The organism is Methylocystis sp. B8 (genome assembly GCF_005771425.1).
Classification (GTDB): Bacteria; Pseudomonadota; Alphaproteobacteria; order Rhizobiales; family Beijerinckiaceae; genus Methylocystis.
The window spans coordinates 43,011-65,555 of record NZ_VBTZ01000012.1; the positions used below are offsets into that span (position 1 = coordinate 43,011).

22 protein-coding genes and 2 pseudogenes are annotated in these 22,545 nt (G+C 59.3%); 9 read left to right on the forward strand and 15 right to left on the reverse strand.

Going from position 1 to position 22,545, the window contains the following annotated elements; translation table 11 throughout:
* Window positions 1-6: 6 nt before the first annotated feature.
* The 3 genes and pseudogenes from FEV16_RS15300 to FEV16_RS15310 all read right to left on the reverse strand — a co-directional run bounded on the left by FEV16_RS15300 (window position 7) and on the right by FEV16_RS15310 (window position 7,113).
* Window positions 7-4,371 (reverse strand): annotated as a pseudogene (locus FEV16_RS15300) (strawberry notch family protein).
* Between the two features lie 177 nt (window positions 4,372-4,548).
* Window positions 4,549-4,968, reverse strand: a complete 420-nt coding sequence (locus FEV16_RS15305; protein WP_210234905.1) for a hypothetical protein — start codon at window positions 4,966-4,968, stop codon at window positions 4,549-4,551.
* A gap of 81 nt (window positions 4,969-5,049) precedes the next feature.
* Entirely contained in the window at window positions 5,050-7,113 is a 2,064-nt protein-coding gene (locus FEV16_RS15310) for a ParB/RepB/Spo0J family partition protein (protein ID WP_138168473.1), read from the reverse strand.
* Between the two features lie 143 nt (window positions 7,114-7,256).
* Between FEV16_RS15310 and FEV16_RS15315 the strand changes: the two genes are divergently transcribed.
* Together FEV16_RS15315 and FEV16_RS15320 are read left to right on the forward strand one after the other, a co-directional pair.
* Window positions 7,257-7,709, forward strand: a complete 453-nt coding sequence (locus tag FEV16_RS15315) for an antitoxin Xre/MbcA/ParS toxin-binding domain-containing protein (RefSeq protein WP_138168474.1) — start codon at window positions 7,257-7,259, stop codon at window positions 7,707-7,709.
* Complete coding sequence (locus FEV16_RS15320) at window positions 7,706-8,224, forward strand: RES family NAD+ phosphorylase (RefSeq protein WP_138168475.1); 519 nt, start codon at window positions 7,706-7,708, stop codon at window positions 8,222-8,224. The genes FEV16_RS15315 and FEV16_RS15320 overlap by 4 nt, the downstream gene beginning before the upstream one ends.
* A gap of 235 nt (window positions 8,225-8,459) precedes the next feature.
* Here FEV16_RS15320 and FEV16_RS15325 read toward each other — a convergent pair whose 3' ends face one another.
* The 5 genes from FEV16_RS15325 to FEV16_RS15345 form a co-directional block, all read right to left on the reverse strand.
* Window positions 8,460-8,954, reverse strand: a complete 495-nt coding sequence (locus FEV16_RS15325; protein WP_138168476.1) for a DUF3455 domain-containing protein — start codon at window positions 8,952-8,954, stop codon at window positions 8,460-8,462.
* 61 nt (window positions 8,955-9,015) lie between these two features.
* Window positions 9,016-10,281 carry a HAMP domain-containing sensor histidine kinase gene (locus FEV16_RS15330; protein ID WP_138168477.1) on the reverse strand — a complete coding sequence of 422 codons (1,266 nt, stop codon included), beginning with the start codon at window positions 10,279-10,281 and terminating at the stop codon, window positions 9,016-9,018.
* A 65-nt stretch (window positions 10,282-10,346) separates the two neighbouring features.
* Window positions 10,347-11,024 (reverse strand): response regulator, encoded by a 678-nt coding sequence (locus FEV16_RS15335; protein ID WP_138168478.1) that lies wholly within the window; start codon window positions 11,022-11,024, stop codon window positions 10,347-10,349.
* A complete protein-coding gene (locus FEV16_RS15340; protein ID WP_138168479.1) occupies window positions 11,021-11,581 on the reverse strand; it encodes a cytochrome b/b6 domain-containing protein in 561 nt (186 codons plus the stop codon). The genes FEV16_RS15335 and FEV16_RS15340 overlap by 4 nt, the downstream gene beginning before the upstream one ends.
* Complete coding sequence (locus tag FEV16_RS15345) at window positions 11,581-11,856, reverse strand: PepSY domain-containing protein (RefSeq protein ID WP_138168480.1); 276 nt, start codon at window positions 11,854-11,856, stop codon at window positions 11,581-11,583. Before FEV16_RS15345 ends, FEV16_RS15340 begins: the two co-directional genes overlap by 1 nt.
* Between FEV16_RS15345 and FEV16_RS15350 the strand changes: the two genes are divergently transcribed.
* The 4 genes and pseudogenes from FEV16_RS15350 to FEV16_RS15360 all read left to right on the forward strand — a co-directional run bounded on the left by FEV16_RS15350 (window position 11,744) and on the right by FEV16_RS15360 (window position 15,719).
* Window positions 11,744-12,907 carry an efflux RND transporter periplasmic adaptor subunit gene (locus FEV16_RS15350; RefSeq protein WP_246657376.1) on the forward strand — a complete coding sequence of 388 codons (1,164 nt, stop codon included), beginning with the start codon at window positions 11,744-11,746 and terminating at the stop codon, window positions 12,905-12,907. The two genes, FEV16_RS15345 and FEV16_RS15350, sit on opposite strands and share 113 nt — an antisense overlap.
* A gap of 581 nt (window positions 12,908-13,488) precedes the next feature.
* Entirely contained in the window at window positions 13,489-13,623 is a 135-nt protein-coding gene (locus tag FEV16_RS17490) for a hypothetical protein (protein ID WP_281404866.1), read from the forward strand.
* A gap of 632 nt (window positions 13,624-14,255) precedes the next feature.
* Window positions 14,256-14,930, forward strand: a pseudogene (locus tag FEV16_RS15355) (SOS response-associated peptidase).
* 450 nt (window positions 14,931-15,380) lie between these two features.
* Window positions 15,381-15,719, forward strand: a complete 339-nt coding sequence (locus FEV16_RS15360) for a GcrA family cell cycle regulator (RefSeq protein WP_171015256.1) — start codon at window positions 15,381-15,383, stop codon at window positions 15,717-15,719.
* Between the two features lie 82 nt (window positions 15,720-15,801).
* On the opposite strand, the gene FEV16_RS15365 is transcribed toward FEV16_RS15360, so the two are convergent.
* The 7 genes from FEV16_RS15365 to FEV16_RS15395 all read right to left on the reverse strand — a co-directional run bounded on the left by FEV16_RS15365 (window position 15,802) and on the right by FEV16_RS15395 (window position 19,930).
* Window positions 15,802-16,020 (reverse strand): alkylphosphonate utilization protein, encoded by a 219-nt coding sequence (locus FEV16_RS15365; protein WP_138168483.1) that lies wholly within the window; start codon window positions 16,018-16,020, stop codon window positions 15,802-15,804.
* A 599-nt stretch (window positions 16,021-16,619) separates the two neighbouring features.
* Window positions 16,620-17,576, reverse strand: coding sequence for a 2Fe-2S iron-sulfur cluster-binding protein (locus FEV16_RS15370; RefSeq protein WP_246657369.1), 957 nt, complete (start codon window positions 17,574-17,576; stop codon window positions 16,620-16,622).
* Window positions 17,573-17,938 carry a group 1 truncated hemoglobin gene (locus FEV16_RS15375; RefSeq protein WP_138168484.1) on the reverse strand — a complete coding sequence of 122 codons (366 nt, stop codon included), beginning with the start codon at window positions 17,936-17,938 and terminating at the stop codon, window positions 17,573-17,575. Before FEV16_RS15375 ends, FEV16_RS15370 begins: the two co-directional genes overlap by 4 nt.
* 173 nt (window positions 17,939-18,111) lie before the next feature.
* Entirely contained in the window at window positions 18,112-18,345 is a 234-nt protein-coding gene (locus FEV16_RS15380) for a hypothetical protein (RefSeq protein WP_138168485.1), read from the reverse strand.
* Window positions 18,346-18,368: 23 nt separating this feature from the next.
* The gene (locus FEV16_RS15385) at window positions 18,369-19,091 is read right to left on the reverse strand and encodes a sigma-70 family RNA polymerase sigma factor (RefSeq protein ID WP_246657370.1); all 723 of its coding nucleotides are present in this window, start codon (window positions 19,089-19,091) and stop codon (window positions 18,369-18,371) included.
* Between the two features lie 182 nt (window positions 19,092-19,273).
* The gene (locus FEV16_RS17335; RefSeq protein WP_138168486.1) at window positions 19,274-19,495 is read right to left on the reverse strand and encodes a GDCCVxC domain-containing (seleno)protein; all 222 of its coding nucleotides are present in this window, start codon (window positions 19,493-19,495) and stop codon (window positions 19,274-19,276) included.
* Window positions 19,496-19,930, reverse strand: coding sequence for a mercuric transporter MerT family protein (locus FEV16_RS15395; RefSeq protein ID WP_138168487.1), 435 nt, complete (start codon window positions 19,928-19,930; stop codon window positions 19,496-19,498).
* 70 nt (window positions 19,931-20,000) lie between these two features.
* Between FEV16_RS15395 and FEV16_RS15400 the strand changes: the two genes are divergently transcribed.
* The 3 genes from FEV16_RS15400 to FEV16_RS15410 all read left to right on the forward strand — a co-directional run bounded on the left by FEV16_RS15400 (window position 20,001) and on the right by FEV16_RS15410 (window position 22,245).
* Window positions 20,001-20,444 carry a helix-turn-helix domain-containing protein gene (locus FEV16_RS15400; RefSeq protein WP_138168488.1) on the forward strand — a complete coding sequence of 148 codons (444 nt, stop codon included), beginning with the start codon at window positions 20,001-20,003 and terminating at the stop codon, window positions 20,442-20,444.
* Between the two features lie 170 nt (window positions 20,445-20,614).
* A complete protein-coding gene (locus FEV16_RS15405; protein ID WP_138168489.1) occupies window positions 20,615-21,013 on the forward strand; it encodes a PRC-barrel domain-containing protein in 399 nt (132 codons plus the stop codon).
* A gap of 170 nt (window positions 21,014-21,183) precedes the next feature.
* Window positions 21,184-22,245 carry a bile acid:sodium symporter gene (locus tag FEV16_RS15410; protein WP_171015257.1) on the forward strand — a complete coding sequence of 354 codons (1,062 nt, stop codon included), beginning with the start codon at window positions 21,184-21,186 and terminating at the stop codon, window positions 22,243-22,245.
* Window positions 22,246-22,545: the final 300 nt, after the last annotated feature.

Genomic DNA, 22,545 nt, shown 5'->3' on the forward strand with positions numbered 1-22,545 from the left:
CCTGTCTCAATTGGCGGCGCGCGTTGCCGGCGCGATGCGCAGCAACGGGTGGCGATCGAGCAGTTTCTCTATGATCGACGCGACCTCGTCGCCGAGCGGCACAAAGAGTCGCAGCTTCCAGGCGATAATTTCCGACATGAGGCCCAACGCCTTCAGTCGATCGACGCTTGTGTCTGCAAAGCCGACGAGTTCGAGTCGCTGTCGGTTCATGACGAGAGAGCGTTTAAGAACCAGGCCGTCAGCCAAGATAAGACTCGCGCCGTCCTGCATGACGGCGGCAATCGCCGTCGCTGGCGCGAGGGCAGGGGCGTCGCCGCCGGAGGATTCGAGCAGCGCCGCGGCGCTCTCCGGCGAGAGAGCCGCCCGATGATGCGCTCGCCCTCGTCGGTTTGCAGCCGATAGACTCGCGCGGTTTCATCGGGGAGCCGGTTCCAGACCGGCAGCAGCAAGCCGGTGACCATATGAAATGTGCTCTCAGTCAATTCAGGAATATCGGCGACCTCGGCCTCCCACGCCGCCTGAAATTCGCTCGTACTGACCTCACGCCAAAGCGACCGCTTCAGTGCTTCGACGGAGATCACATCGCGCTGCGCCGGCCGCAGCAGACGCGCCCGTGGCTGAATCGACCCGTCGTCCAGCATAAGGCCGGACGCCGGTAGTTTGACCGCGGCGCGGCCCGATTGCTCGTTGATCATGAGGCGAGCCGATTGAGATGCGGTCGCCAGTTCGAGCGCCTCGGCAAGCGTCGTGACCCGCGTCCTGTCCTTGCGCGCAATCGTCAGCAATTGCGTTTGCGCGCCGCTCTCGGCGTGAGAGGCGATCATCTGACGTCCCGTCACGACGAGGCTTTGGGCCGTGACCGTCTCGACGCCTCGATCGAAGACTCCAGCCTGGACCGCCGCCTCGACCTGCGCCTCCATCAGCCCCTCGAAGACTTCGAACAGGCGGTTCTGCAGCGCGCTCGGCAAAGCGAGGATGCGATTGAGGAAAGTCGAGATCGGCGGCAATTCCTCCTTGAGGCTGCCGTCCTGGTCAGTGAGATCGAGGCCGGTCGCTTCCGTAAAGCGCGTCAATGAGCAGCCTTCGACCTTTCCCGAAAACATCAGCTGATAGAGCTGCCGCAAAGCGCTGCGCCCATAGGGGGATTCGAGATTATCCTCCGGCCGGAACAGGCCTTGACCGCCGGTCTGGCGTTGACCCCTCGTGATGGCGCCGAGCGTGTCGAGCCGCCGCGCGATCGTCGAAAGAAACCGCTTCTCGCCCTTCACATTGGTGGCGACTGGGCGAAACAGGGGAGGCTGCGCCTGATTGGTACGATTGGTGCGGCCCAATCCCTGAATGGCGTTGTCCGCCTTCCAGCCGGGCTCCAGCAGATAATGAACACGCAACCGTTGGTTCCTGGCGCTGCGCTCGGCGTGATAGGAACGCCCCGTGCCGCCCGCGTCTGAAAAGACGAGAATGTACTTCTCGTCATCCATGAAGGCTTGCGTCTCCCCAAGATTGGCGGAAGCCGGTCGGTTTTCCACGCAGAGCCGATCCGAGCGGTCGGCGTTGGTCTTGCGGACGATCCGACGCGAACGGCCCGTGACCTCGGCGACCATGTCGGTTCGAAATCGCTGCACGATCTGGTCAAGCGCGCCCTGAACGGCGGGAAGGGCGGCGAGATGTTCGATCAACCGGTCACGCCGCTCCGTCGCCTCGCGCGATTGAACCGGATTGCCATTGTCGTCGACCACGGGGCGCGAGTGGAGATCGCCATTCTCGTCGGAATAGACTTCATAGAACTGCGTCGGGAATGAATGGGCGAGATAGTCGAGGACATATTCGCGCGGGGTGATGTCGAGGGAGAGGTCCGCCCATTCGGAAGTCGGGATTGCTGAAAGGCGGCGCTCCATTAGTGCTTCACTCGTCGAAACGATCTGAATGACGGCGGCGTGGCCGGCCTCTAAATCGCGCTCGATCGAAGCGATGAGGCTCGTGACCTTCATCGTCACAATCAGATGATTGAAGAAGCGCTGCTTGTTGGATTCGAACGCCGAGCGCGCGGCGCTCGTGGCGTTGCGGTTATAGGCCTTGCCGCCCTCGCCGGTAATGTTCGCCGCTTCCAGAGCCGCGGTCAGATTGTTGTGAATGATCTCGAAGGCGCCGGTATAGACGTCATAGATGCGGATCTGCTCTGGCAAGAGCTGGTGCTCCAGCATCTCGACCTCGACGCCCGCGTAAGACAGCGCGCGCGATGCATAGAGACCGAGCGCCTTCAAATCACGCGCCAGCACTTGCATCGCGGCGATGCCGCCCGCCTCCATCGCCGAGACAAAATCTTGCCGCGTTGCGAAGGGCATGTCGGTCGAGCCCCAAAGGCCCAGACGCGTGGCGTAGGCGAGATTGGCGACGGTCGTCGCGCCCGTTGCCGAGACATAGAGAACGCGGGCGTCGGGCAGGGCGTTCTGTAACCTCAGGCCCGCGCGGCCTTGCTGGGAGGCGGTCTTCTCGCCGCGCCCGCCCTTGTGGCCGACGGCGTTGGCGAGGGCGTGCGCCTCGTCAAAGACGATGACGCCATCAAATTCCGATCCCTGCCAGTCGATAATTTGCGTCAGGCGCGAGGCTTTGAGCGCACCGTCGCGGCCCTGACGTTCGTCGGAGCGCAGCGTGGCGTAGGTCGTAAAGAGAATGCCTTCGGCAAGACGTGATCGGCGTTCCCTGCTTGAAGCGCGACAGCGGAACGATCTGGAGCTTTTCCTGCCCCAACGCCGCCCAGTCGCGCTGAGCGTCCTCGATGAGCTTGTCGGATTTTGAGATCCAGAGCGCCTTGCGGCGACCTTTCAGCCAATTGTCGAGAACGACGCCAGCGACCTGACGACCTTTACCGGCGCCGGTGCCGTCGCCGAGATAATAGCCGCGGCGAAAGCGGACCGCTTTGTCGGCGTCGTCGGGAGCGGCCGAGACCGTATCGAAGCTCTCATTGACGAGGAAAGCGCCGGCGAGATGATCGCTGTGGGCTTCGCCGGCATAGATGACGCTCTCGAGCTGCGCGTCGGAGAGCAGCCCCGACTCGATAACGCTTTTGGCGAGATGCGGCCGATAGGAGGGTTTCGGCGGGGCGACCGACGCCATGGCGGCGGATTGGACGAGCGTCGTCGGATGCGGGCGGGCGCCGTTGATCGCAATCGATTGGACCGAATAACGCTCATAGAGCCCAGCGCTGAGCGCGCCGCCCTCGGGCGCCTTCCAGTCGCGAGCTTCATAAGCGACTTCGACGACCGCCCCCGCCGGAATATTGCCTGCAGGAGCTGACGTTGGCGCCGCTGCGCGCGCCACGCCCGACTCTGACGCCTTGATTTGCAAAGACGCCGGACGTTTGACTGCCGAGAAGGGGAGGGGGCTTGTCGATGACGCAGTGAACGCCGTCGACTGCGCCGACGAAACACTGAGCGCCGCGCGCGGCGGAACCTCTCGCAGAACAAGCGCGAGCAGCTCTTCGAGCGATCCAACGGGTCCGAAACCCGCGGGGAAGACTTTCGGATTCTTTGCTGGCGTCCGGTCGAAAATCGTCAGCCGGCTTTCGACGGTCGTTCCATGGCGCGCAAAGAACCCGCGCGCGAGCGAGGCGGTGAAGATAAGCCTGCCATGCTCCTGCAAACGCTCGAAACTTCCGCGCCAAGCGTTCGACGTCGGGGCAAAACTTTCGCCGGTGATGGCGACGAGCCGGCCGCCAGCGCGAAGACGCAAAAGCCCGGAACGGATATGCTCGAAGGTCGCCGCCGCGTGACGCCCTTCGATCAAGGGCGAGGCAGAAAAGGGCGGGTTCATCAGCACGACGCTCGGCGCGAGATTTCCGTCGAGCCGGTCGTTGATCTGCGCGCCGTCGTAATGCGCGAGCGCCGCCGCCGGGAACAATCGCGCGAGCAGCTGCTGGCGTGTCTGCGCCCATTCATTGAGGATCAGCGTCGCGCCCGAGAGCTCGGCGAAGATCGCCAGCGTGCCCGTGCCGGCAGAGGGCTCGAGCACGACGTCGCCGGGAGTGATCCCCGCCGTGAGACTCGCAACATAGGCGAATTCCAGCGGCGTCGAAAATTGCTGCAGCGCATCGCTTTCTTCCGAGCGCCGCGTTTCGCTGGGCAACAACGCGCCGATTTTCGAGAGCATCGTGAGAACGCGCGCCGGATTATTTTCAGCGCGCGCGAACATCGCCGGCCCATAACGGCGCAAAGATAACACCTGCGCCGCCTCTACCGCTTCATAGGCGTCCTTCCAGCTCCAGGCCCCTTGTGCGTCGCTGGCGCCGAAGGCGCTTTCCATGGTGCAGCGTAGGGCAGGGGCGTCGATGACTCGCCCCTTGGTGAGATGAATGACGAGCGCCTGCGCCGCCATGACGAGCGCATGCGGCTTGTCGGCCGACAGGAAAGAAAGTTCGGACTGTTCGCGGGGCGCTTAAGCAACGGCGAGGATCGGGCTCATCAATTGTCTCCGGAGTAACGGCCCGGGACGCTCTCTCTTTCCGCTTCCCGAGCTCGCCCTCCCGGCAAAGCCCTCTTCCTCTTTTCTCCCTCAGCCTCTCCCGCGCGCCAGCCGTTTGACGGCGAGTGGGCGAAACATCGCGCTGATCCGCGACAGATCTCCGCTCATCACCGCTCGAACATCGCTGGCAAGCGCCGCCGGCTCATCAAGCAGCGACAGCGGCGCGAAATGATTCCGACCGCCCTCATAGTCGCGCCTGCCGTTGCAGGAGCGGATCAAGATGCCGCTGTCAGCGCCGGTCGCGGGCTGCGAGAGCTGGATATAGATGTTCTCGCCATGCAAAATGATTTCGCCGGAGACGGCGACGCCGCCAAGGCAGCTGCGGATGTCGAAGGAATTTGGAGGAAGCCGCAGCTCCTTTGCGAGCGCGCGCAAAGCGGTGCGTCCATTCTGGTGAAACAGTTTCTTCTGCGCGCCGTCGTAGGCGCAGCGCCGACGCCAATCGAACATCTTCATCCCCCAAAAAAGAGAAGAGCCCGCCGGGTAGGGCGGGCTCCTGGTGAGCGCGGAATGTTTCGAACAGGCGCCAGACTATTCGGCAGCCTCCGGGACCACCGGCTCGGCCTCGTACTCGGCAAGAAAGGCGGGAAGGTCGTCGTCACTTCCCGCCCGCGCTTCTTCGCCGATTTGAGCGGGTGCCGCCGCGATCGGCGCGGCGTCGAAGTTTTGCGTTCGCAAAACTTCGGGCAGCCAGCCGCTGTCTGCGAGCAGGCGCTCGGCTTCCACCGCCATATCGGCTTTCTTGAGATGCTCGATCATTTGCGCCGTCGCCTCGCCCTTCGCTTCGCGGACGGCGGCGAGAATCTGCGTCTTCGTTACCTTCCCGAAATAGTTCTCGACCGTCGTCACCCAAAAGTCTCGCATATCGAGCGCGAGATGTTCGGCGAGGCGATCGGCATGATCGAATGCGGCGCTTCGCCGTTCATACGGCAGATAAGGCGCGTTGACGCCAAAGCCGACACAGAAGGCGAAGAGCGCCGCACGATCTTCCTTGCTTTGCGCAATGAGCCAACCCCAGAGATCGGTGGGATTTTGCGGCAGACGCAATTGCCATTGCCCGAAGGTTTCCTGAAGGGCGCTCGCTGCTGGCGCGTCGCCGATGCCGAGCGCGTGAGACCCGATCGGCGCGCTGCGCAGAGTGATGTCCAGACAAGAGTGCTGCGCCGATCCGTAGAAGATATTGAGCGCCAGCGCGTGGGTCGCCGCCAGAAACGCGGTTTCCGGATCAGCCGACAGCCTCAATCGTAGCGCCATCGTCCGATACGCGGAGAGTTCCGTACGCAGACGATCGGACAGTTTGGGAGAGGCTTCTCCCTCAATGTCCCCGTCGCCGGGCGAAACGCCCTCTGTCGACACCTGCGTCGAATCCGGATGAATCTCGCCAGATCCGGACTGTTGAGAATTCGCTTCGTTGCGCTGTTCGATCGACGCCTCATCCTCGGGACGTACATAGCCCCGTTCGAGTTTCAGCGCGCCATTGCAATCGATGCTGACGAAAACGCCGCCGCGCGCCATATCGGCCGGATCAAAAATCGCGGGGCGCTGCTCGATGGCGTCAATGATTTCTTCGAGTTCGCCCATTCTCCGGTCGATGTCTTCCGGAAGCTCGTCGACGCTGGTGTGCTCTTCCGAGAGCGTGTCATATTCTTCGAGCGCTGCGTCGTAGCGTTCCTTCTCTTCATCCGAAATTTGCGGCGTCGTCGACGGCAAGCGACGATGGCCATTCGTGTGGCCATAGGGGAATTCGCATACGAACTCCGCCCACTTCCAACCTGCGGAGCGAAGATCGTCCGCCGCTTTCGCGAGCTTTTCCCGCGCGAGCCGATCGAGCAGCGCGACATCCTGCAGCCAGCCGCCATGATCCTGCTGAAAAAGATCTCGCAAGACCACGCCGCCAGCCGCCTCATAGGCCTCGACGCCGACAAACATCGCGCGCTTGTCGCCGGCTTTGACCGCACCTTCCGTCAGCATGCGGCGAATCGTATAAGGCTCCTTGTTGTAGGAACGCGCGAGCGCGTCCCACACTTCTTCCTGACGCGCATGATCGTCGGTGACGCAAAACGCCATGAGTTGTTCCAGCGTCAATTCTTCCGCGACATAGAGATCAAGGATCTTCGGGCTCGCAGCGGCCAATTTGAGGCGTTGGCGCACAACCTGCGCTCCGACGAAAAACCGCGCCGCGATCTCATCAACGCTCAGGCCTGCATCTTGCAGATTTTTGAACGCTCGGAATTGATCGAGCGGATGCAGGGCTTCACGCATCGTATTTTCAGCGAGAGAATCTTCTTCCTCGATGCCCTCCGTTTTCACGATGCAGGGAACGGGCGCGTTCTTTGCGAGGCGCTTCTGCTTGACAAGCAGCTTCAGCGCCGCGAGCCGCCGCCCGCCGGCGCTAACCGCGAATTTTCCAGTTTCCTGGTCGTCGCCGTCCAGCACGGGCCGCACGCTCAACGACTGCAGCAATCCCCGCCTTGCGATATCCTCTGCCAATTCTTCAACGCTGACGCCCGCTTTAATGCGGCGCACGTTGGCGTCCGACGCCACGAGCCGATCGAGCGCAATATCCCTCGCTCCCACAAGCGCAATCTTCGACATGTTTCAATCTCCGCGACGGGCCGGCGAAAGCCTCTCTCGCCTCCTATCCCATCACGAAGCCCAAAGGGCCCTCTTACTTTTCCGCTTGAGGCGGCGAGAAGATGCCCTATACTATGACCTGAATATCCGGCAGGATATCTTCCATGGCCTCCCCCAAAGCCCGCGCCGCACAAGTCAAGAAAACCCCCACGCGCAAGACGCATAGGCCCAGTACGGCTCAAAAGACTGCCGTGGCCGCCGGGCCCCTTGCGGCGATTCTCATAGGCAAACGGGGTCTCGTGCAGCTCGACGGCGTCGCCACGGCCTTCGGCATGTCCAAAGGACAACTCGCCGAAACCATCGGCCTCAGCCGCGAATCCCTTTACAAGCGCGCGCGTCTCGAGGGACCCAAGACCCAGTCGCGCCTGAAGGAAATGCTCGAAATCGTCTCTCGTATTTCCGACTGGGCGGGCGGCAAGGAGCAGGCAATGGCCTGGTATCGCGCCCAGCCGATCCCGGCATTTGGCGGCCGCACCGCCGAAGCGCTGGTCAAGGATGGGCAGGCTGGGGCGCTGCGTGACTATCTCGATCACATCGCCCTTGGCGGCTTTGCTTGAGATTTCAGGGGACCTGCTACCGGGCGCATGATCCAAGATGGTCCTTCGCGCCGCTCTCGGGTAACGGCGCGGCGATCCACGGCGGCCGCTTCAATCCAAAAGGCGTTCCGGCGCTCTACCTTGCGCTGACGATCATAACGGCCGTCAAGGAAATCAATCAGGGCTTCGCACATAAGATCGAGCCATGCGTGATCTGCTCTTATAACGTGGACTGCGACGACATCGTCGACCTGCGCACCGAGGACGATCAAAAAACTGCCGGCGCTTCGCTCGCCGATTTGGCCTGCGCCTGGTTCTCGGACATCTCGCAGGGCAGGGAGCCGCCGTCGTGGCGGATCTCACGGAAGCTGCTCGACGCGGGAAAGGCCGGCATCCTTGTTCCGAGTTTTGCGCCCGGCGCAACCTCCGCCGATCAAAATCTCGTGCTCTGGAAATGGGGCAAGACTCGCCCTCACGAAGTTTCCGTTTACGATCCGAGCGGTCGGCTGCCCAAGGATCAGCTCTCATGGAGATAGTGTAGTTTCGCTTCCTGCACTTCCGGAAACACCAAATACGCAGGGGCCGAGAAGGAATGGGACTTCTCCATTTTTGCGTCTACATTCAAAATTCGCATAATTTGGATTATGGAACTAGAATAGCCGTGTTATCGCAAGTAATCGCGAAGATTTCACGGGCGCAACTTTAACAATCACTAATTGCAAAATGCAAAACTCTTAAGCGTTGCTAGGCAAGTCCTTGCGACACTCGATGCTACATGCCGAAAAGATAGGTGGCGGTGTAGGGAACGGAATGTAGCTCCCCTTCGGTGGAACAGCCTCCCTCGAGAAGGCCGCCCTTCGTGTTGAGGCGCAAAATCCAGGTCGCACCAGCGGCGAGACCGGCTGTCGTCTGTTGAACGACGGCTAGCTTGAGCCATGGAACGTCTTGGCTGGATTGGCCCGGAACTTTAGCTACAAGCTTGCCCGCAACACGCGATCCATCCGCGAATTCCCATACCGGGCCTGCGTAGTGTCGGCCAATGGTATTTCGTCCGGCAATCAAAATGGCGATTGGCTCACGAAAGGCCCATTCCAAGCCGCCCTTGGCATTTTTCGAACAGACATAAATCTGTGCGCCTACCCCTTCGACGCGAGCGAGCGGGATCCCTCCCTTGACCGAGATCGGGTCGGGGAGCGTAGGAAGCTCCTCTGCGTGTGTGTCTGCCACGCTGAGAAGGACGACCAAGCAGCAAATAGTCTTTCTCATGGTCTATCGTTCTCCGATTGCTGATGATTGGGAACCAAAAAAAGTGACCATCTAACCTTTCCTATGATCTTGGCAGGCTAGCCCCAAACGACAATGTCGCGATTGATCCCTGCCCATCCGGCATGCGCTCAAACGAAAAAAAACCGCATTGAGTCTCTGCTATGCGATGAACGATCTTCAGACCCAAGCCGACGCCTTTCGGCTCTTCCATGTCGCTCATAATTTTGTTCTGCCGTCCATTGTCGCGGACGCAGAACTGGGGCCCGGGACCCACTTCGACTACGATTGCCGAACCCGGCGTTGTGTGGCGAATGGCGTTTTCAATCAAATTGCGCAGGGCGTTCTCGACGAGTGCGGGGCGCCCAAGGAAGGACCTTCCGCCTCGGTCCGTCAATTCGAGACTTCGGCCCGAGTCATAGGCGACAGGAGCGAGCGCACCAACAACGCTTTCAGCAATAGCAAATGGCGTAATCGTCTCGACCGGCGACAGATCCGCAGACTCTAGGCGCGCCAAGGTGGTTAACTGCTCAACCAGCCAGTTAAGTGAGACTAGGTCCTGCTCGACCTTTCTTGCGCGTGGGTCAGCGATTTTCTCTAGTTCAAGGCGCGCAATTGCAATCGGGGTTCTTACTTCATGTGATATCGCGGATGTGAAGATTTTTTGGGCCTGCACCACTTCTCGCACCCTGCCAAAGCTCTTGTTTACCGCTTGGATCAGGGCCGCGATCTCGCGTGGCATTCCAGCAAGGGGCAGATTACTATTCGAGTCGGCCGGATTTAGTTTCTCGGCAAGATCCGCCGCGGCCTTAATCGGCTCCAAGGTCCGGCGGATTGAAAAAATGCTCGCGCCGAGGACGACGACGAGCATAAGGCTCATCGGCAAAGCCATATGGTCGAACACTTCACGTGCAAGCACCGTGAGGACGACGCCCGCGCGATCTTGGAGAACGGCCATTTCAATGGTCACGAGCTCATCGTCGATGCGGTATGTTTTGCCGCCCGCCACCTTCCAGGGCGTCTCGGGATCACGTCTAATCATCCAGAAGTCCGGAGGGGACGCATATGAGGGGAGGAGGCGCAAGGGGCATTCGCCGATGCAGTTCGTATAGAGGATTGCACCGCTGCCCGTACGTATCCTCACCAGATAACTTCCGTCATTGGAATCGTAGCGCCCGTGCAGTCCAGCCGGGAGATCAAAACCAAGCCTGGCCTGATTTCGCCAAAGCCCCCTGAAGAGCGCATCCGCCTCTCTCTGGATCGAATGGCGAGCAAGCTCCTGCTGATTGAACCAATATTCTGCAATAACCCCGATTAGCTGCGCAATCATTGCTAGCGCCGAGAAGAAGATGATTGGTCGGATGACCGTCGACGTTAGAGAACGGGCCCCACTGATCACTGCTTCCTCTCTCGAAGGAAATAGCCGACGCCGCGGATGGTTTCGAGCGACACGGCGGTTCTCGCAGGATCAAGCTTCTTTCTTAGCCTGGAAACCGCCGTCTCCAACGCGTTACTCGAAAGCTCTTCGCCGAACTCCGACAGGGCATATTCGAGCTTTCGCTTGTTGACCACGGATCCGATATCCCGCATCAAGATTTCTAGGACGGCGCGTTCACGCGGCGCCAGCGCTAACGCCTCATCGCCGCACATGACAGACCCAGACGCGACATCAAAAACCAATCGGCCGGCCTCCAGCACCGGGTCCGCCACGCTGGGGGACCGCCGTAATAGAGCGCGGCAACGGGCGAGAAACTCCCTGTGATTGAAGGGTTTCACCAGATAATCGTCTGCACCGGCATCCAGCCCTGCGATCCGCTCGTCGATGGCTCCGCGCGCGGTTAAAATGAGTATCGGCGTTTGGTTCTTCGCCCTGCGCATAGTTCGGATCAGATCGAGTCCATCGCCATCAGGCAATCCAAGGTCTATGAGAAGGAGATCATATTCAGTGGTGGCGATAGCCTCCTCGGCATCGACCAAGCTTCCCACGGAGTCGACCCGCCAGCCGGCAGCATGAACTGCTTCGGTCAAAAGCTCTCTCAGACGCGTCGCATCTTCGACGAGCAACAACCTCATGCGCGCTTGTAGCCCGTGATCATCGAAAGAACCAGATTTTCACGGTGTCTCCAACTCTCAAGCAGCGCGGCGCAGGCGTGAGCGCCGGCGAGAATCAGGATCGAATTCGCGATCGCCTCGTGGATGTCCTCCAGAGACTGGCTTCCAAAGAACCCGTCTAGCGTCAACATCCAGCCTGTGACCGAGACGGCGACCAGCAAGCCCATGAGCGACAGCATCATAACGGCTCCTGCCGGATTGTGCCCGAGAAACCTTTGCTCCTCCCCGCGAAATCGAGCCGCAACGTAGCGGCTAAAGTTCGACGGCCGCGGAACGAAATCAGTAAATCGCGCGTGCTTCGACCCTACGACCCCCCAGATCACCCGCACGATCAGAGCTAACGCTACCAGGTATCCGACCCAACGGTGCAATCGCCCGCCTTCTTCGAAAACGTAGAGATCAGCAAGACAACCCAGGACAACGGTCCAGTGAAAAAGTCTCACGATGGGATCCCAGACGAAGACCTTTGTGGGTCGGCGGGCGACGCCGTCCCTCTCCCGATGTAGTTTCGCCAACATCACAGGCTCCCAATGTTGGCCTTCACCACGTCGCCGCTGACAGGATCGAAATAGACTTCCGCCTTCGCGCCGTCTTTGGTGTAGCCGTAGATCTCATAGCATTCGCCAGAGACCCTAAAAGTCTTGATCCGTTCATAACCGGCTTCGGCAGCCTTGGACCGCATCGCCGCTTCTGACATCCATTTGTCTTTGGGCTCAGCCGTGCATTTGGGAGCAGCCCGAGCAAGCGCCGGCATCAAGAGCGCCGCACAAATCACGAGCGTCGTTGTGCGCATATGTATTCTCCTTCATTTTGTCGACCAGCAACGCAATCTAATTTGCTTGATTGGAGCTGTCAGTTCGCTGTCATTATCGTCACAAATTCGCCTTTTGCCCGCAACGCCCTTTGAACAAGCGCTCGAAAGCGCCACCCCGGGAAAGCGACGCTGGCGAATTGCCGCAGCCGCAACTGCCGCCTTCGCATTCATCGCCGGCGCGCTCTATTGGGGTAGCGACTATTATCCTCGCCGCCATACCGCGCTCATGCACCAACGTGCCTGGAGCAAATTTATCACCGCGGATGTACTCGACGACGCTGTTTCGATCGGCGCCGCGATCGACGGCGTCGTTGATAAGGTTAATTGTGAAATCGGCGCTATCGTGAGAATCGATCAAGTGTGTGCGACAATCGACGCGCGCGCTTACCAACTCCTCGCTGAGCGCGCCAAGGCCAATCTCACTACAGCCAATCGCTGGGTCGAAAAGGCCACGGACCAATTCGCTCGTGCACGGGTGAGCTATGAACGATCCCTGGGCCGTTCGACGGCGGCTCCAGCGATGGAACGAACGCAAAAAGTCTTCGAACAGCGACAGAGAGAGGTGGTCCAAGCTGAAGTTGCTGCCAATTTAGCGCGAGCAGCGCTCCGCACCGCACAGAGCGATCTTCAGCATACCTCCATCCTGGCGCCCATCGATGGGACGATAATCAATCGGACAGTGGAAGTTGGCCAAACGGTTGCCGCCAGGCGAACGGAACCTCTGTTTCGTGTTGTCGCCAATCCCAGCGTTGTTAAGATCAATCTCACATTCGATGCGCGAGACGCTAATAAGCTGTACGTGGGGGAAAGTGTTTTGCTCAACCTTGAGTCGGAACAGGACAGTGCTTTCCTGGGCGAGGTGACGCAAATTTCGCTCGCAAAAAGGGTCATATCACTTGAAAACTACGACATTGTCATCACCGTTAGGGATCCAAGCGCGCGGCTCCAGCGGGGCATGTCGGCGATGATTCGAATAGCGCCAGCCGCGTCTCGCCCCGAAAGGTGCTTGGCGGGGAACAACGCACACTAGCTGTCTCCGAATCTGGCCTCTATACGCTGATCATGCGTTGCCGTGCGTCAAGCCTGGTGTTTGGGATTTGGCTCGTGGGCTTTCTCGCGCCGAAAGGCGTCAGCTGCTTCGTCCCGCCTTGCCTTGTCCGCTTTAGCTGCCGCCTCATCAACGTGAGGCGTGTCGACTTTAGGTTCTACGAGGCCCTTGCGCTTATCTGTCGGAGCATGAGCCTCACCCTTGGCGTGGGGATGCTTTCTCGTCGCCATGATCGTGGCCTTTTTGGACTGTTTCGGTAGAAACTAGTTGGTCAGAGTTAGGAGAAAAGCAAGCGATGCGCAGGATCGGCGAAAGGCAACCTCACACCCGCCGCGCTTGGCGGCGCGGGCCGTTGGTGAGTCTTTGGCGATTCTGACCACGTTGCGACTCGCTCGCACAAAGGCCGCTCCACGGGCTTCTGTGGCCCGTTTAATGCAGGCCGCCAGACTGACTTCGCGTCAAACAATCGTTGCTGGCAGGAGATAAACTAGTTCGTTTTCAACACCCAAAAATTTGGCCCCGCCGGGTATCGGCTCGGCGGGGTCTCTTCAACGCGAGAGAACATGACATCTGCCCCTTATTCTCTGCCGCTGCGCGTGCGCAAGGTCGGCAAATCCTATGTCGTCGCCGACCTAAACGACCGCAAGCCTACCTTCTCGTATAACGCCTGCATCTATCGCTTTCGAGATCGGCTATGATTCGTCGAGTGACAACGCTTTTCGCTGCGGCAGCTGTTCTTTCCGGGGTTTGCAGCGGCTCAGGTAATAAGCGAACCCAATCAAGCGCAGCCGGTTAGGTCGAAAACGGCAGGCGCAAAGAGGGCCGCTGCTTTACAGGCTCATACCAAAAACGAAACGAAGCCGCAGTCGGCTCCGTGCGCCCGAGGGACATGGAAAGACGATCCTGTGTGTTTCGGGACGGGCGACGAAGACGCCTTGCCGCTACCGTCGGCGCGCTCTGTCGAGCACAACAACCCTTCGCCGGAAGCAACGATTAAGCCCACGGCCAACATCAATCCGCGCCAGACTGCGCCTGGTCCTTATCAAGCTGGCGTCGTTTACCAGTCAAATGGCAATGCGGTAACATCCAATTATGGCGGCGGTGTAAGCATTCAACTTCCGTTTTAGAGCTGTCATTTTAGAGACCGTCACGTCGCAGGCTTCGCCTGTTCATCTGCGGTCGGGGCGGCGATCAGAAAATGCGAGCCTCACGCAGTTCAATAGATGAATACGTGATCTGCGTGTTCTCGCGCGCCCGCCATGGCCATGGACATCCATCGCTTCGCGTAAAAAAGCGCAGCGTGCAGCCAGGCGTGCGATATGCTCCCGCCATGTGCGGCCGCTTGACCCAACATCTCTATTGGGAAGAACTTCAGCGCCTCGCCGATCTGATCGGCCAGCGGCGCAATCTACAACCGCAATGCAACATCGCTCCCACGACGCAGATCGAGGTTATTCGGGCTGGCCTACAAGGCAAAGAGCTTGTCCTCATGCGCTGGGGGCTTGTGCCGCTTTGGTGGAAGAAGCCATAGAAGGAGCTGTCGGCGACGTTTAATGCGCGCGGCGAGACGGTCGCCGAAAAGCCGATATTCCGCTCGGCCTTTAAGACTCGCCGCTGCATTATTCCAGCCTCTGGCTTCTACGAGTGGGCCGGTGCGCCGGGCGCGAAGACGCCGCATTACTTCTCGGCACCGGATGGCTGGCCGCTCGCTCTGGCCGGGCTATGGGAGCGAGCGAGCGAGCCAGAAAGCGGCGACCCGATCGACTCCGCAACCATCATCGTCGGCTCCACGAATCAGTGGATGCGCCGCTTTCACGATCGGATGCCGGTCATTCTCGACTGGCGAAATGTGCCCGGTTGGATGGTAGGCAACGAACCTAGCCCGTTGTTGCGGGCCCCGCCGGAGGATGCACTTCGGGAATGGATTGTCTCGCCACGCGTCAACAATCCGGCATGGCTGACGCCGACCCGACCCGTCGCTGATCAAGCCTCAACGACTTTGTGACTCGGAGTCAGCTTAGCGCCAAAAACAGTCACCGATCCCTTCGAATGCACCGTCCGGTGACGAACGTGATCAGTAAACTTCAATTTACGCCCATCGAAACAGCGCACCTCGTTCGGGACGAGGGGGTCGGAAGTTCGAATCTTCTCACTCCGACCATTCATCCGACTTTATCGCACAATATCATATACTTGACGGACAGAATTCGCGCGACGTCTTACAATTGAGCGGCGCTTGATACGAATGTGAAGGGATATTCGCATGCGCTCAGCTGGCGGAAATTGGACAATCAGAGGCGGGCGTGTGATGGTCCCCGCCTGCACGCCCACGTGACCCTCCCGTCACTCCCCTACAGGGGCCAGCACACTACTCATGATCTTTTTGCCGGACGCGACGCACTCGCGCGCCGCATCGATATTATTCTCCAACCAACGAAAGGGTTACGAAAGCGAAATGACCGAGCTGAAGAAGGAAACTAACCAGCCCGCGCCCGCCGATCTGATCGAAAACCAAGACCCCGACCGCCAACACATCAGCAATCAAAGACAAAGTGGCAATTCGAAGCCATTGCTCACGTCGGTTCCTATTCAGTTCATGCAGATTCAGAATGGAAAGTGCCGCTGGCCAATTGGCGATCCGCACCATTTCGACTCGTTGCGGTTCTGCGGATGCGCATGCGCACCAGAAGCCATTTATTGCGATACACACAAGAATATGGCATTTGCGCCGAACCAGGCTAGGACATTCATTCCAGGAAGAGCCGTTCCACTGCCGGCGACCAAAGTTTCCTAATGAAAACCGGTCTTCTGCTTAGTGCGCAGGTCGAGAATTTCGATAGGTCGACTCGTCCTGCGCGCCATTCGATGACGAGCAGCTAGGCCTTCCTGACGAACTCCGTACGCAGCACGAGCCCTTTCACTTTCTCAACACGGCAATCGATTTCGGCCGGATCATCCGTGAGTTGGATATTTTTGATCAAGGTCCCGCGTTTTAAGACGACGGATGAGCCCTTAACCTTCAGGTCCTTTATCAAGATCACGGAATCGCCGTCCTTGAGTTCTGCGCCATTGCTGTCTTTCACAACTACCGTCATCAGGCGCTCCGCGCGTTCCATAGCTGACAATGCGTATCGTTATATTCGCCGAGTAGCCCGTTTGCATATCCCGGGCTGTAATTCGCTCATTCCGAGACCAATTGGCCATCCGCTTCGGGGCTTCGCCCGGTCTTGCCGACGCCTTTGATGCGCTTCGCCGCTCTCCAATTGATTTGCAGCCTAGAGCACATTCGATCGCGCTGCACGCTCCCGCCCATTCTTTGCGGCTCCCTCTTTCGACCCGGATCGATAGAATGATCCGGGTCTTTTTGTGAATACGTGCCGGCCCAATCCATCACTCCGCACAACAAAAAAAGCCCGGCGCGCAGCCGGGCTGGAGGCGTCCCCGTCGCTTCGTTTTTGCCATCTGATATGCTCCCAAGGTGCAGCGCCCCTCTCCCCCCGACGATCGCTGATCTTCGTGCCGAGCGCGTCCAAGCCGCACGCGTTTAGTGCTTGAACCGCGCCTGCCAGCATTATGGAGTTCTGGCCTTCGAAGCGATCGGAGCGGCGCCGGGCTGGTTGAGTCTCACGTCAGCATCGTCGCGCCGACGCCGTACAAAATCGCAAACTGGGCTCCATAGGGAACGATACGCGGATCAACCCGATAGGGTAAAGACGTCCGAACGAATGTTCTTGAGGCTCGCGCCGCGCATGAACAATTCGCGCTTCAAGCGCTTCACAAGATTTTCCCCGCCGCAGAGAAAAATCGCGGCGTCGGCAATGTTTCGCTCCGCTTCGAGCGCTGTCGCGGCAACGTCGCCGCCATGCGGAGCCGACGGGTCGAATGCGCAGGGGCGATAGTTGAAGTTGTCGCGCGCGTCGGAAAGCGCCCGCAATTCGTCAGAAAGATACAAGCCTTTGCGGCTGCGGGCGCCGTGATAAAGCCGGATCGGCCCACGATGGCCTTTGTGAAGCGCGTCGCGCAGCACGCCATAGATCGGTGCGAGACCCGTGCCTGCGCCGATGAGCAGCATCGGCTGATCCACATTCACGCCCTCGTAAAAACACGAGCCCGAAGGTCCTGCGACATGCACCTTATCGCCGGGTTGCAGGGTTTCCGCCAAGTGACGGCTCATTCGCCCGTCCTGATGGAGTCGAATGTGCATCTCAAGGAAGGGATCTTCCTCCGGGTGGCTTGCGAGCGAATAATGGCGCCTGAGGTCTTCCCCGGCGCTGAGCTCGATAAATTGTCCGGGCCGATAGGCGAATCCGTCAGCCTCCACCCGCAGCCTGATGATATCCTCGCTCAACGGATCAATCGCTCGAACGATTGCTTCAAGACTCGCGTTGAGATCGTCGGGGCGCAGGATTGTCAGGGGTGTCGTGGGCCGGCAAATGCAGGGCAGAAAATAGCCCATCGCCCTTTGCGCGTCGGCGAGGCCGGACTGTGATTCCGGCGGCGGCGCGCCGTCAATCGCCCGATGCATGCAGCTCTGACAATTGCCGGCGCGGCAGGAATGCGGCGCGTCTATGCCCGCGCGCAGCAATGCTTCGAGAACGGTTTCGCCCGGTCGGATATCGACCGGACGATCCTCATATCTAAGCAGACTCACTTATTAAGCACGTCATTGCGCACGGAATTGGCGATCGCCGCCACTTCCTTCACTTCCTTTTCACCGACGCCGAGGTCGCGTAATGTGTAATTCAGATTTTCAATCACCGCGTCGACATGGGAATCGTTCAGCCCCTGCGCGACAAGACGCTTATGCGCATTGCGCATATCAGCGCCGGTATAGTTATTGGGGCCGCCAAACGCCATGGTCAAAAACGATTTTTGCTTGGCGATTTGCTGATCCATGTCCACGCCGTCGAAGAATCGCGCAATACGCCCATCGGCAAGCACCTTGCGGTAAAAGAGTTCGACAGCGGCATTGACGGCGGCTTCACCCCCTAGACGTTCATAGAGATTTGACATGCGCTCTCCCTCTCCATCCGGGATCCAGTCGCCGGATGATCCTTAGAGGCGCGGCGGCGAGCGAACTTACCCTTCAAGAAAAATTTTTTGGAGTTTGTTCAATGGCATGGACGGGCCGCAGGCAGCCAGAAATCGTTAGATGCAATCATTGGCTACGGTCTTACTTCGGATGCTCATTTTTTTTCCGCGCGTAATAGCCCCAGCAGTCCAAGGTAGACCTCTTCGCATTCAGGGCACTGGTGCATGTGATGGCGCACCTCCGGCATAAGGGCGGCCGCATCCACACCATTGGCTTCGAGTTCCGCGTAGCGCGGCAGTTCGTTGAAATAGTCGCTGCAAGACATCTCCTCACCGCTCTTTGCGGCAAAGACCGTATCGATCAAGCGTGTGAAGGCTTCCCGTTTCATTTCCTACGATCCATCAAGATCAATTACGAGACGTCTTGAGCATCAAGGTTCTTACCGTCCGAGATCGAATGGCGTTCCATATGGGATACGTCAAATATCGATATTAGCTCCAAATGGCTCATGCCGCGCGCTGATAACGATGCTTTGAGGCGTTTGCGCGCGTCATGAATGAGTTTGTAGATGCTGTTGCGATTGCTGCCGAGCCATTGCGCGACCTCGTCAAGCGGCATCTCCTGAAACGCATGTGCGATCAGCGACTTTCTTTGAAGCGGCGTCAACGATGTCTCGATCAGCTCGGCTAGCAAAGCCCACGCCTGTTGTTGCTCCAGGTTTCGATCAGGCCCAGGCCCATCAATTGGCCAGTTCGGCGCGGCTAGACCCAGCTGCGCTTTGTCTAGAGCCGCTTTATGCCACTTCCTCCGGCGTAGCTCTCCAAGAGCAACACGCACGCCGATGGCATACGCCCAGGTGGTGAAGCGGCTTTCGTTACGGAACTGAGAGAGCTTTTCTCGAATGAGAAGCACCGACTCCTGCGCGCAATCCTCCGTCAAATGATGCGCGCCCATCGCGTCATCGAACGCTGGCTGCCGCGAGAGAACTCGGCTGATCGCAACAGTCATGAGAGAACGAAGATCGGCCAGCGCTGCTGCTTCGTCTGAATTCCCAGCAGTTAATGCCGATAACCACTCCGAGTTGGTTCGTTGTTTCATTTTTGCAAACACGCCCGATATCGGTAGCAGGCTCATTTCGGGCCGCAAAACTACCATTGACTTGGGCGCTAAGCTACTCGCATGGGCCGCAACTTACGGTTAGCGTTCGACATTCAAGTCGAGGTGCTGCGTGATTCCGGCGTCGGACTTCTATGAATGATCCGGCAAGCCGGTCGCGCTAACGCCGTCCTGGCCAGCGCTCGAAATAGCCAAAACGATCAAGAGCGACGATCCACCGCGCCGCTATGCTGCTTTGCCTCCTGCATCGGAGGGCATGGCACATCGCCGTACGAGCAGAAGATACAACAATCCCCCGCCTTTGGCTTGAGCAAGACGCCGCAAGCCTTGCATTCATAGAAGAACTGGCAGGCGGCGGTCGGCATGATTTCCGCCGATTGATGGCCGCAGGCCGGGCAAGTGATTGTCGAGACGAGTTCCATTCACCGGCCTCTCAAAAGCTTGAGCAGTATTGGGTCGATATAGCTCCAGCTTGCCGCTGTGAGCACGAGCACCGACGCGCAGACGAGCAGCGTCAGCGTCGCGCGGGATCGATCTGTCGCCGCGCAGGCAGCGCCCGCTGAAGCGCAGGCAACGGGACGCTTCAACCACCACGCGGCCAAGCCCCCAACAACCGCCAAGGCGCTGATAGAGAGCAGCGAAACACGCCACGCCGCGACTGCTTCAAGTCCGCCCATTACGCTTGCGCCCGCGCCAAGCGCAGCCAGCGCAAGTGGAACGACACAGCAAGACGAGGCGACAACCGCGCCGAGACCCGCGACGAGTCCTAAGGCGGCGAGCCATTTCGGCGTGGCTCGCGCAGCGGAGGAAGACGAAGCGTCTGGCGTGGCTTTTTGTGCGGCGTGGTTGACGGTCATAGTTTGGCTCGCCCTTTTTTGACTTGCGGCTTATTCTGCGCCCTGTAGCGACTACGGGTGCAAGAGGAATATGCGGCCTTTCACCATTGGGCAGCTTGCCGCGGCGGCAGGTGTCAATCTCGAGACTGTGCGCTATTACGAGCGCATCAAGCTCATGCCGCAGCCAGCGAGGACGGCGAGCGGACACCGCGAATATGAAGAAGGCCATGTCCAGAGGCTGGTCTTTATCCGTCGCGCGCGCGAACTCGGGTTTAGCATCGAGCAAATCCGCACGCTTTTGGCGCTTGCCGAGCCGTCGCGCTCGTCCTGCGCCGAGGTGCGAGAGGTCGCGGCGACGCATTTGGACGACGTGCGCGCGAAGCTCGCCGATCTCACCAAAATTGAACAGATTCTTGCCGAGACGGTTGCGCGCTGCTCCAACGGCGCAACGCCTTTGTGCCCCCTGCTAGGCATATTGGGGACGCGTCAGCTATCTTCCCCCAAATGTCCGGGGCCGTTTCGGAGGCCACCATAAAAAAGCGATGCGCAAGAAGGGCTGTGCGAGAGCGCATGTTTGCCGATCGACGATCTAGGAACACGCCGTCAAGTCATCCGTTTATGGCGTAACTGACGCCGCGGGGCCGTAGCGTGAGCAGGGATGCACTCGAAAGCGGCCAGCAGCGGTGAAATTCATAGGAGAGTGAAATGGCTTCTGCTGCATCAAACCCCAAGGTCAACCTCATATCGAGCGAGCATATCGATGGCGTGGCCGTTTACGACAAGGGCGGAAAGGAAATCGGCAAGATCGACCATTTCATGATTGACATGGTTTCGGGCCGAGTCCTTTACGCGGTGGTCAACTTTTGCGGCTTCATGTGCCTGCATCCCGGTCATCATCCATTGCCCTGGACATCGCTGACATACGACAGAGACTTTGAGGGATATGTAACGGATGTGAGCCAGGATCTGGTCGAGCGCGCGCCGGACTATACCGACGAAAGCTGGATGGATCGCGAGTGGGAGACGCGTGTGCATCAGCATTATGCTGCTCAGCCTTATTGGCAGGAGGGCAGCGGCCCAACCGCAATGCCTAGCGGTCAATAATTTCGGAATGACCGGCAGAAGGTAATAACGCCCCGCCGTTACATCCACGGTCGTGCCTGCTATGCTCACGCCATGCGCGGCGCTTCACGCGGCATCTCTCTTGGGAAGAGCTTCATCGGCTCGTCCCGATCGCAATCGGGGTTGAGAAGCATCACGACGGGGAGCCGAAATTGTCTGATCCTAAGGGTGCCGCTGCGTCCATCGCGCACCTGGCGCACCGCTACTTTATCTGGATCGTTGTTGCGTCCTATGTCTTTGCGGCGGCGGCGCCGAATGTGGGCGTCTGGCTCCGCACAACGCGCCTTGCCAGCGTTCACACCGGCATAGGCGATCTCGTCGCTTCGGCGACGACGATGCTTCTGGCTGTGCTGCTTTTCAACGCTGGACTATTCACCAATGTCACCGAGGCCAGGAGCCTCATTCGTCGGCCTTTCGTCGTAGCTGCCGGCATCATAGGAAACTTCCTGCTTCCTCTCACGTTCATCGCGGCCGCCAGCGTGTTATTGAGACCATGGCATAATCCCGACGAAACACAGCAGATTCTTACAGGACTCGCTTTTATCGCAGCTATGCCGATCGCCGGCGCCTCGACGGCCTGGGCGCAATCCGCTAGCGGAAATATGGCGCTCAGTATTGGACTGGTTTTGGCGACCACCTTATTGAGCCCCGTCTTCACCCCTCTCGTCATTCACGGCGTCGGGATGCTGACCACTGGCGACTACAGCGAAGACCTGCATGAGCTCGCCGGGGGGCAGGCAGTGGGTTTTCTTGGGATATGGGTTCTCGCACCATCGCTTCTCGGCGTTGGCGCCGGACGTTTGGTCCCAGCGATACTTCTCGCTAGATTCAGGCCCTTCTCGAAGCTCACAAATTACGCCGTCATCGTGTTGCTCAACTATGCGAATGCCTCCCTGTCGCTCCCCGGTGTTGTCGGAGAGCCGGACGGGGACTTCCTGGCGATTATGCTGACAATCGTCCTCGCACTCTGTCTGACGGCCTTCGCAGTTGGCTATGTCTGCGCGCGTCTCGGCCGCGCAGGTCGGGGAGAGACAGCGTCCTTGATGTTTGGACTCGGCATGAACAACAACGGCGCGGGATTGGTGCTGGCGTCGACCGCGATGGCAGATCACGCCAGTATCTTGTTGCCGGTGATCCTCTACAATCTGACCCAACATTTCGTCGCCGCATTGGTCGATCGATGCCTGTTCCCGAGAGAATCCGATTCCGTGTGATCTCGGCGTAGTCTGGTTGCGAAAATGCGACCCGGCAGCCCAAGCAAAAATGCCCCCCTATTGCCTCAGCGGTCGGGGCGTTCTCTATCCGCCACAGAGGCCGGGAACAGAGCTTCAGCGCCTTAGCGGCCGTATTGGCCAGACGCACAAATTTCAGCCGGCGCGGCTATACCATCCGCTCGCGACATATGAAAACAGCTGCCGCTGTCAGGTCGAAGATTCCGTATCTGACGCAGACGCTCGCTTCGCCTGCCGGGATGCGGCGTTTCCGCGTATGGCCGACGTCCAGCCTTGCGCATC

Coding starts and splice junctions, on each gene's coding strand:
- FEV16_RS15305 (WP_210234905.1), bottom strand. CDS start 4,968: ATGTTCGATTGGCGTCGGCGCTGCGCCTACGACGGCGCGCAGAAGAAA.
- FEV16_RS15310 (WP_138168473.1), bottom strand. CDS start 7,113: ATGTCGAAGATTGCGCTTGTGGGAGCGAGGGATATTGCGCTCGATCGG.
- FEV16_RS15315 (WP_138168474.1), top strand. CDS start 7,257: ATGGCCTCCCCCAAAGCCCGCGCCGCACAAGTCAAGAAAACCCCCACG.
- FEV16_RS15325 (WP_138168476.1), bottom strand. CDS start 8,954: ATGAGAAAGACTATTTGCTGCTTGGTCGTCCTTCTCAGCGTGGCAGAC.
- FEV16_RS15330 (WP_138168477.1), bottom strand. CDS start 10,281: ATGATTGCGCAGCTAATCGGGGTTATTGCAGAATATTGGTTCAATCAG.
- FEV16_RS15335 (WP_138168478.1), bottom strand. CDS start 11,024: ATGAGGTTGTTGCTCGTCGAAGATGCGACGCGTCTGAGAGAGCTTTTG.
- FEV16_RS15340 (WP_138168479.1), bottom strand. CDS start 11,581: ATGTTGGCGAAACTACATCGGGAGAGGGACGGCGTCGCCCGCCGACCC.
- FEV16_RS15345 (WP_138168480.1), bottom strand. CDS start 11,856: ATGCGCACAACGACGCTCGTGATTTGTGCGGCGCTCTTGATGCCGGCG.
- FEV16_RS17490 (WP_281404866.1), top strand. CDS start 13,489: ATGACATCTGCCCCTTATTCTCTGCCGCTGCGCGTGCGCAAGGTCGGC.
- FEV16_RS15360 (WP_171015256.1), top strand. CDS start 15,381: ATGACCGAGCTGAAGAAGGAAACTAACCAGCCCGCGCCCGCCGATCTG.
- FEV16_RS15365 (WP_138168483.1), bottom strand. CDS start 16,020: ATGACGGTAGTTGTGAAAGACAGCAATGGCGCAGAACTCAAGGACGGC.
- FEV16_RS15375 (WP_138168484.1), bottom strand. CDS start 17,938: ATGTCAAATCTCTATGAACGTCTAGGGGGTGAAGCCGCCGTCAATGCC.
- FEV16_RS15380 (WP_138168485.1), bottom strand. CDS start 18,345: ATGAAACGGGAAGCCTTCACACGCTTGATCGATACGGTCTTTGCCGCA.
- FEV16_RS15385 (WP_246657370.1), bottom strand. CDS start 19,091: ATGAGCCTGCTACCGATATCGGGCGTGTTTGCAAAAATGAAACAACGA.
- FEV16_RS17335 (WP_138168486.1), bottom strand. CDS start 19,495: ATGGAACTCGTCTCGACAATCACTTGCCCGGCCTGCGGCCATCAATCG.
- FEV16_RS15395 (WP_138168487.1), bottom strand. CDS start 19,930: ATGACCGTCAACCACGCCGCACAAAAAGCCACGCCAGACGCTTCGTCT.
- FEV16_RS15400 (WP_138168488.1), top strand. CDS start 20,001: ATGCGGCCTTTCACCATTGGGCAGCTTGCCGCGGCGGCAGGTGTCAAT.
- FEV16_RS15405 (WP_138168489.1), top strand. CDS start 20,615: ATGGCTTCTGCTGCATCAAACCCCAAGGTCAACCTCATATCGAGCGAG.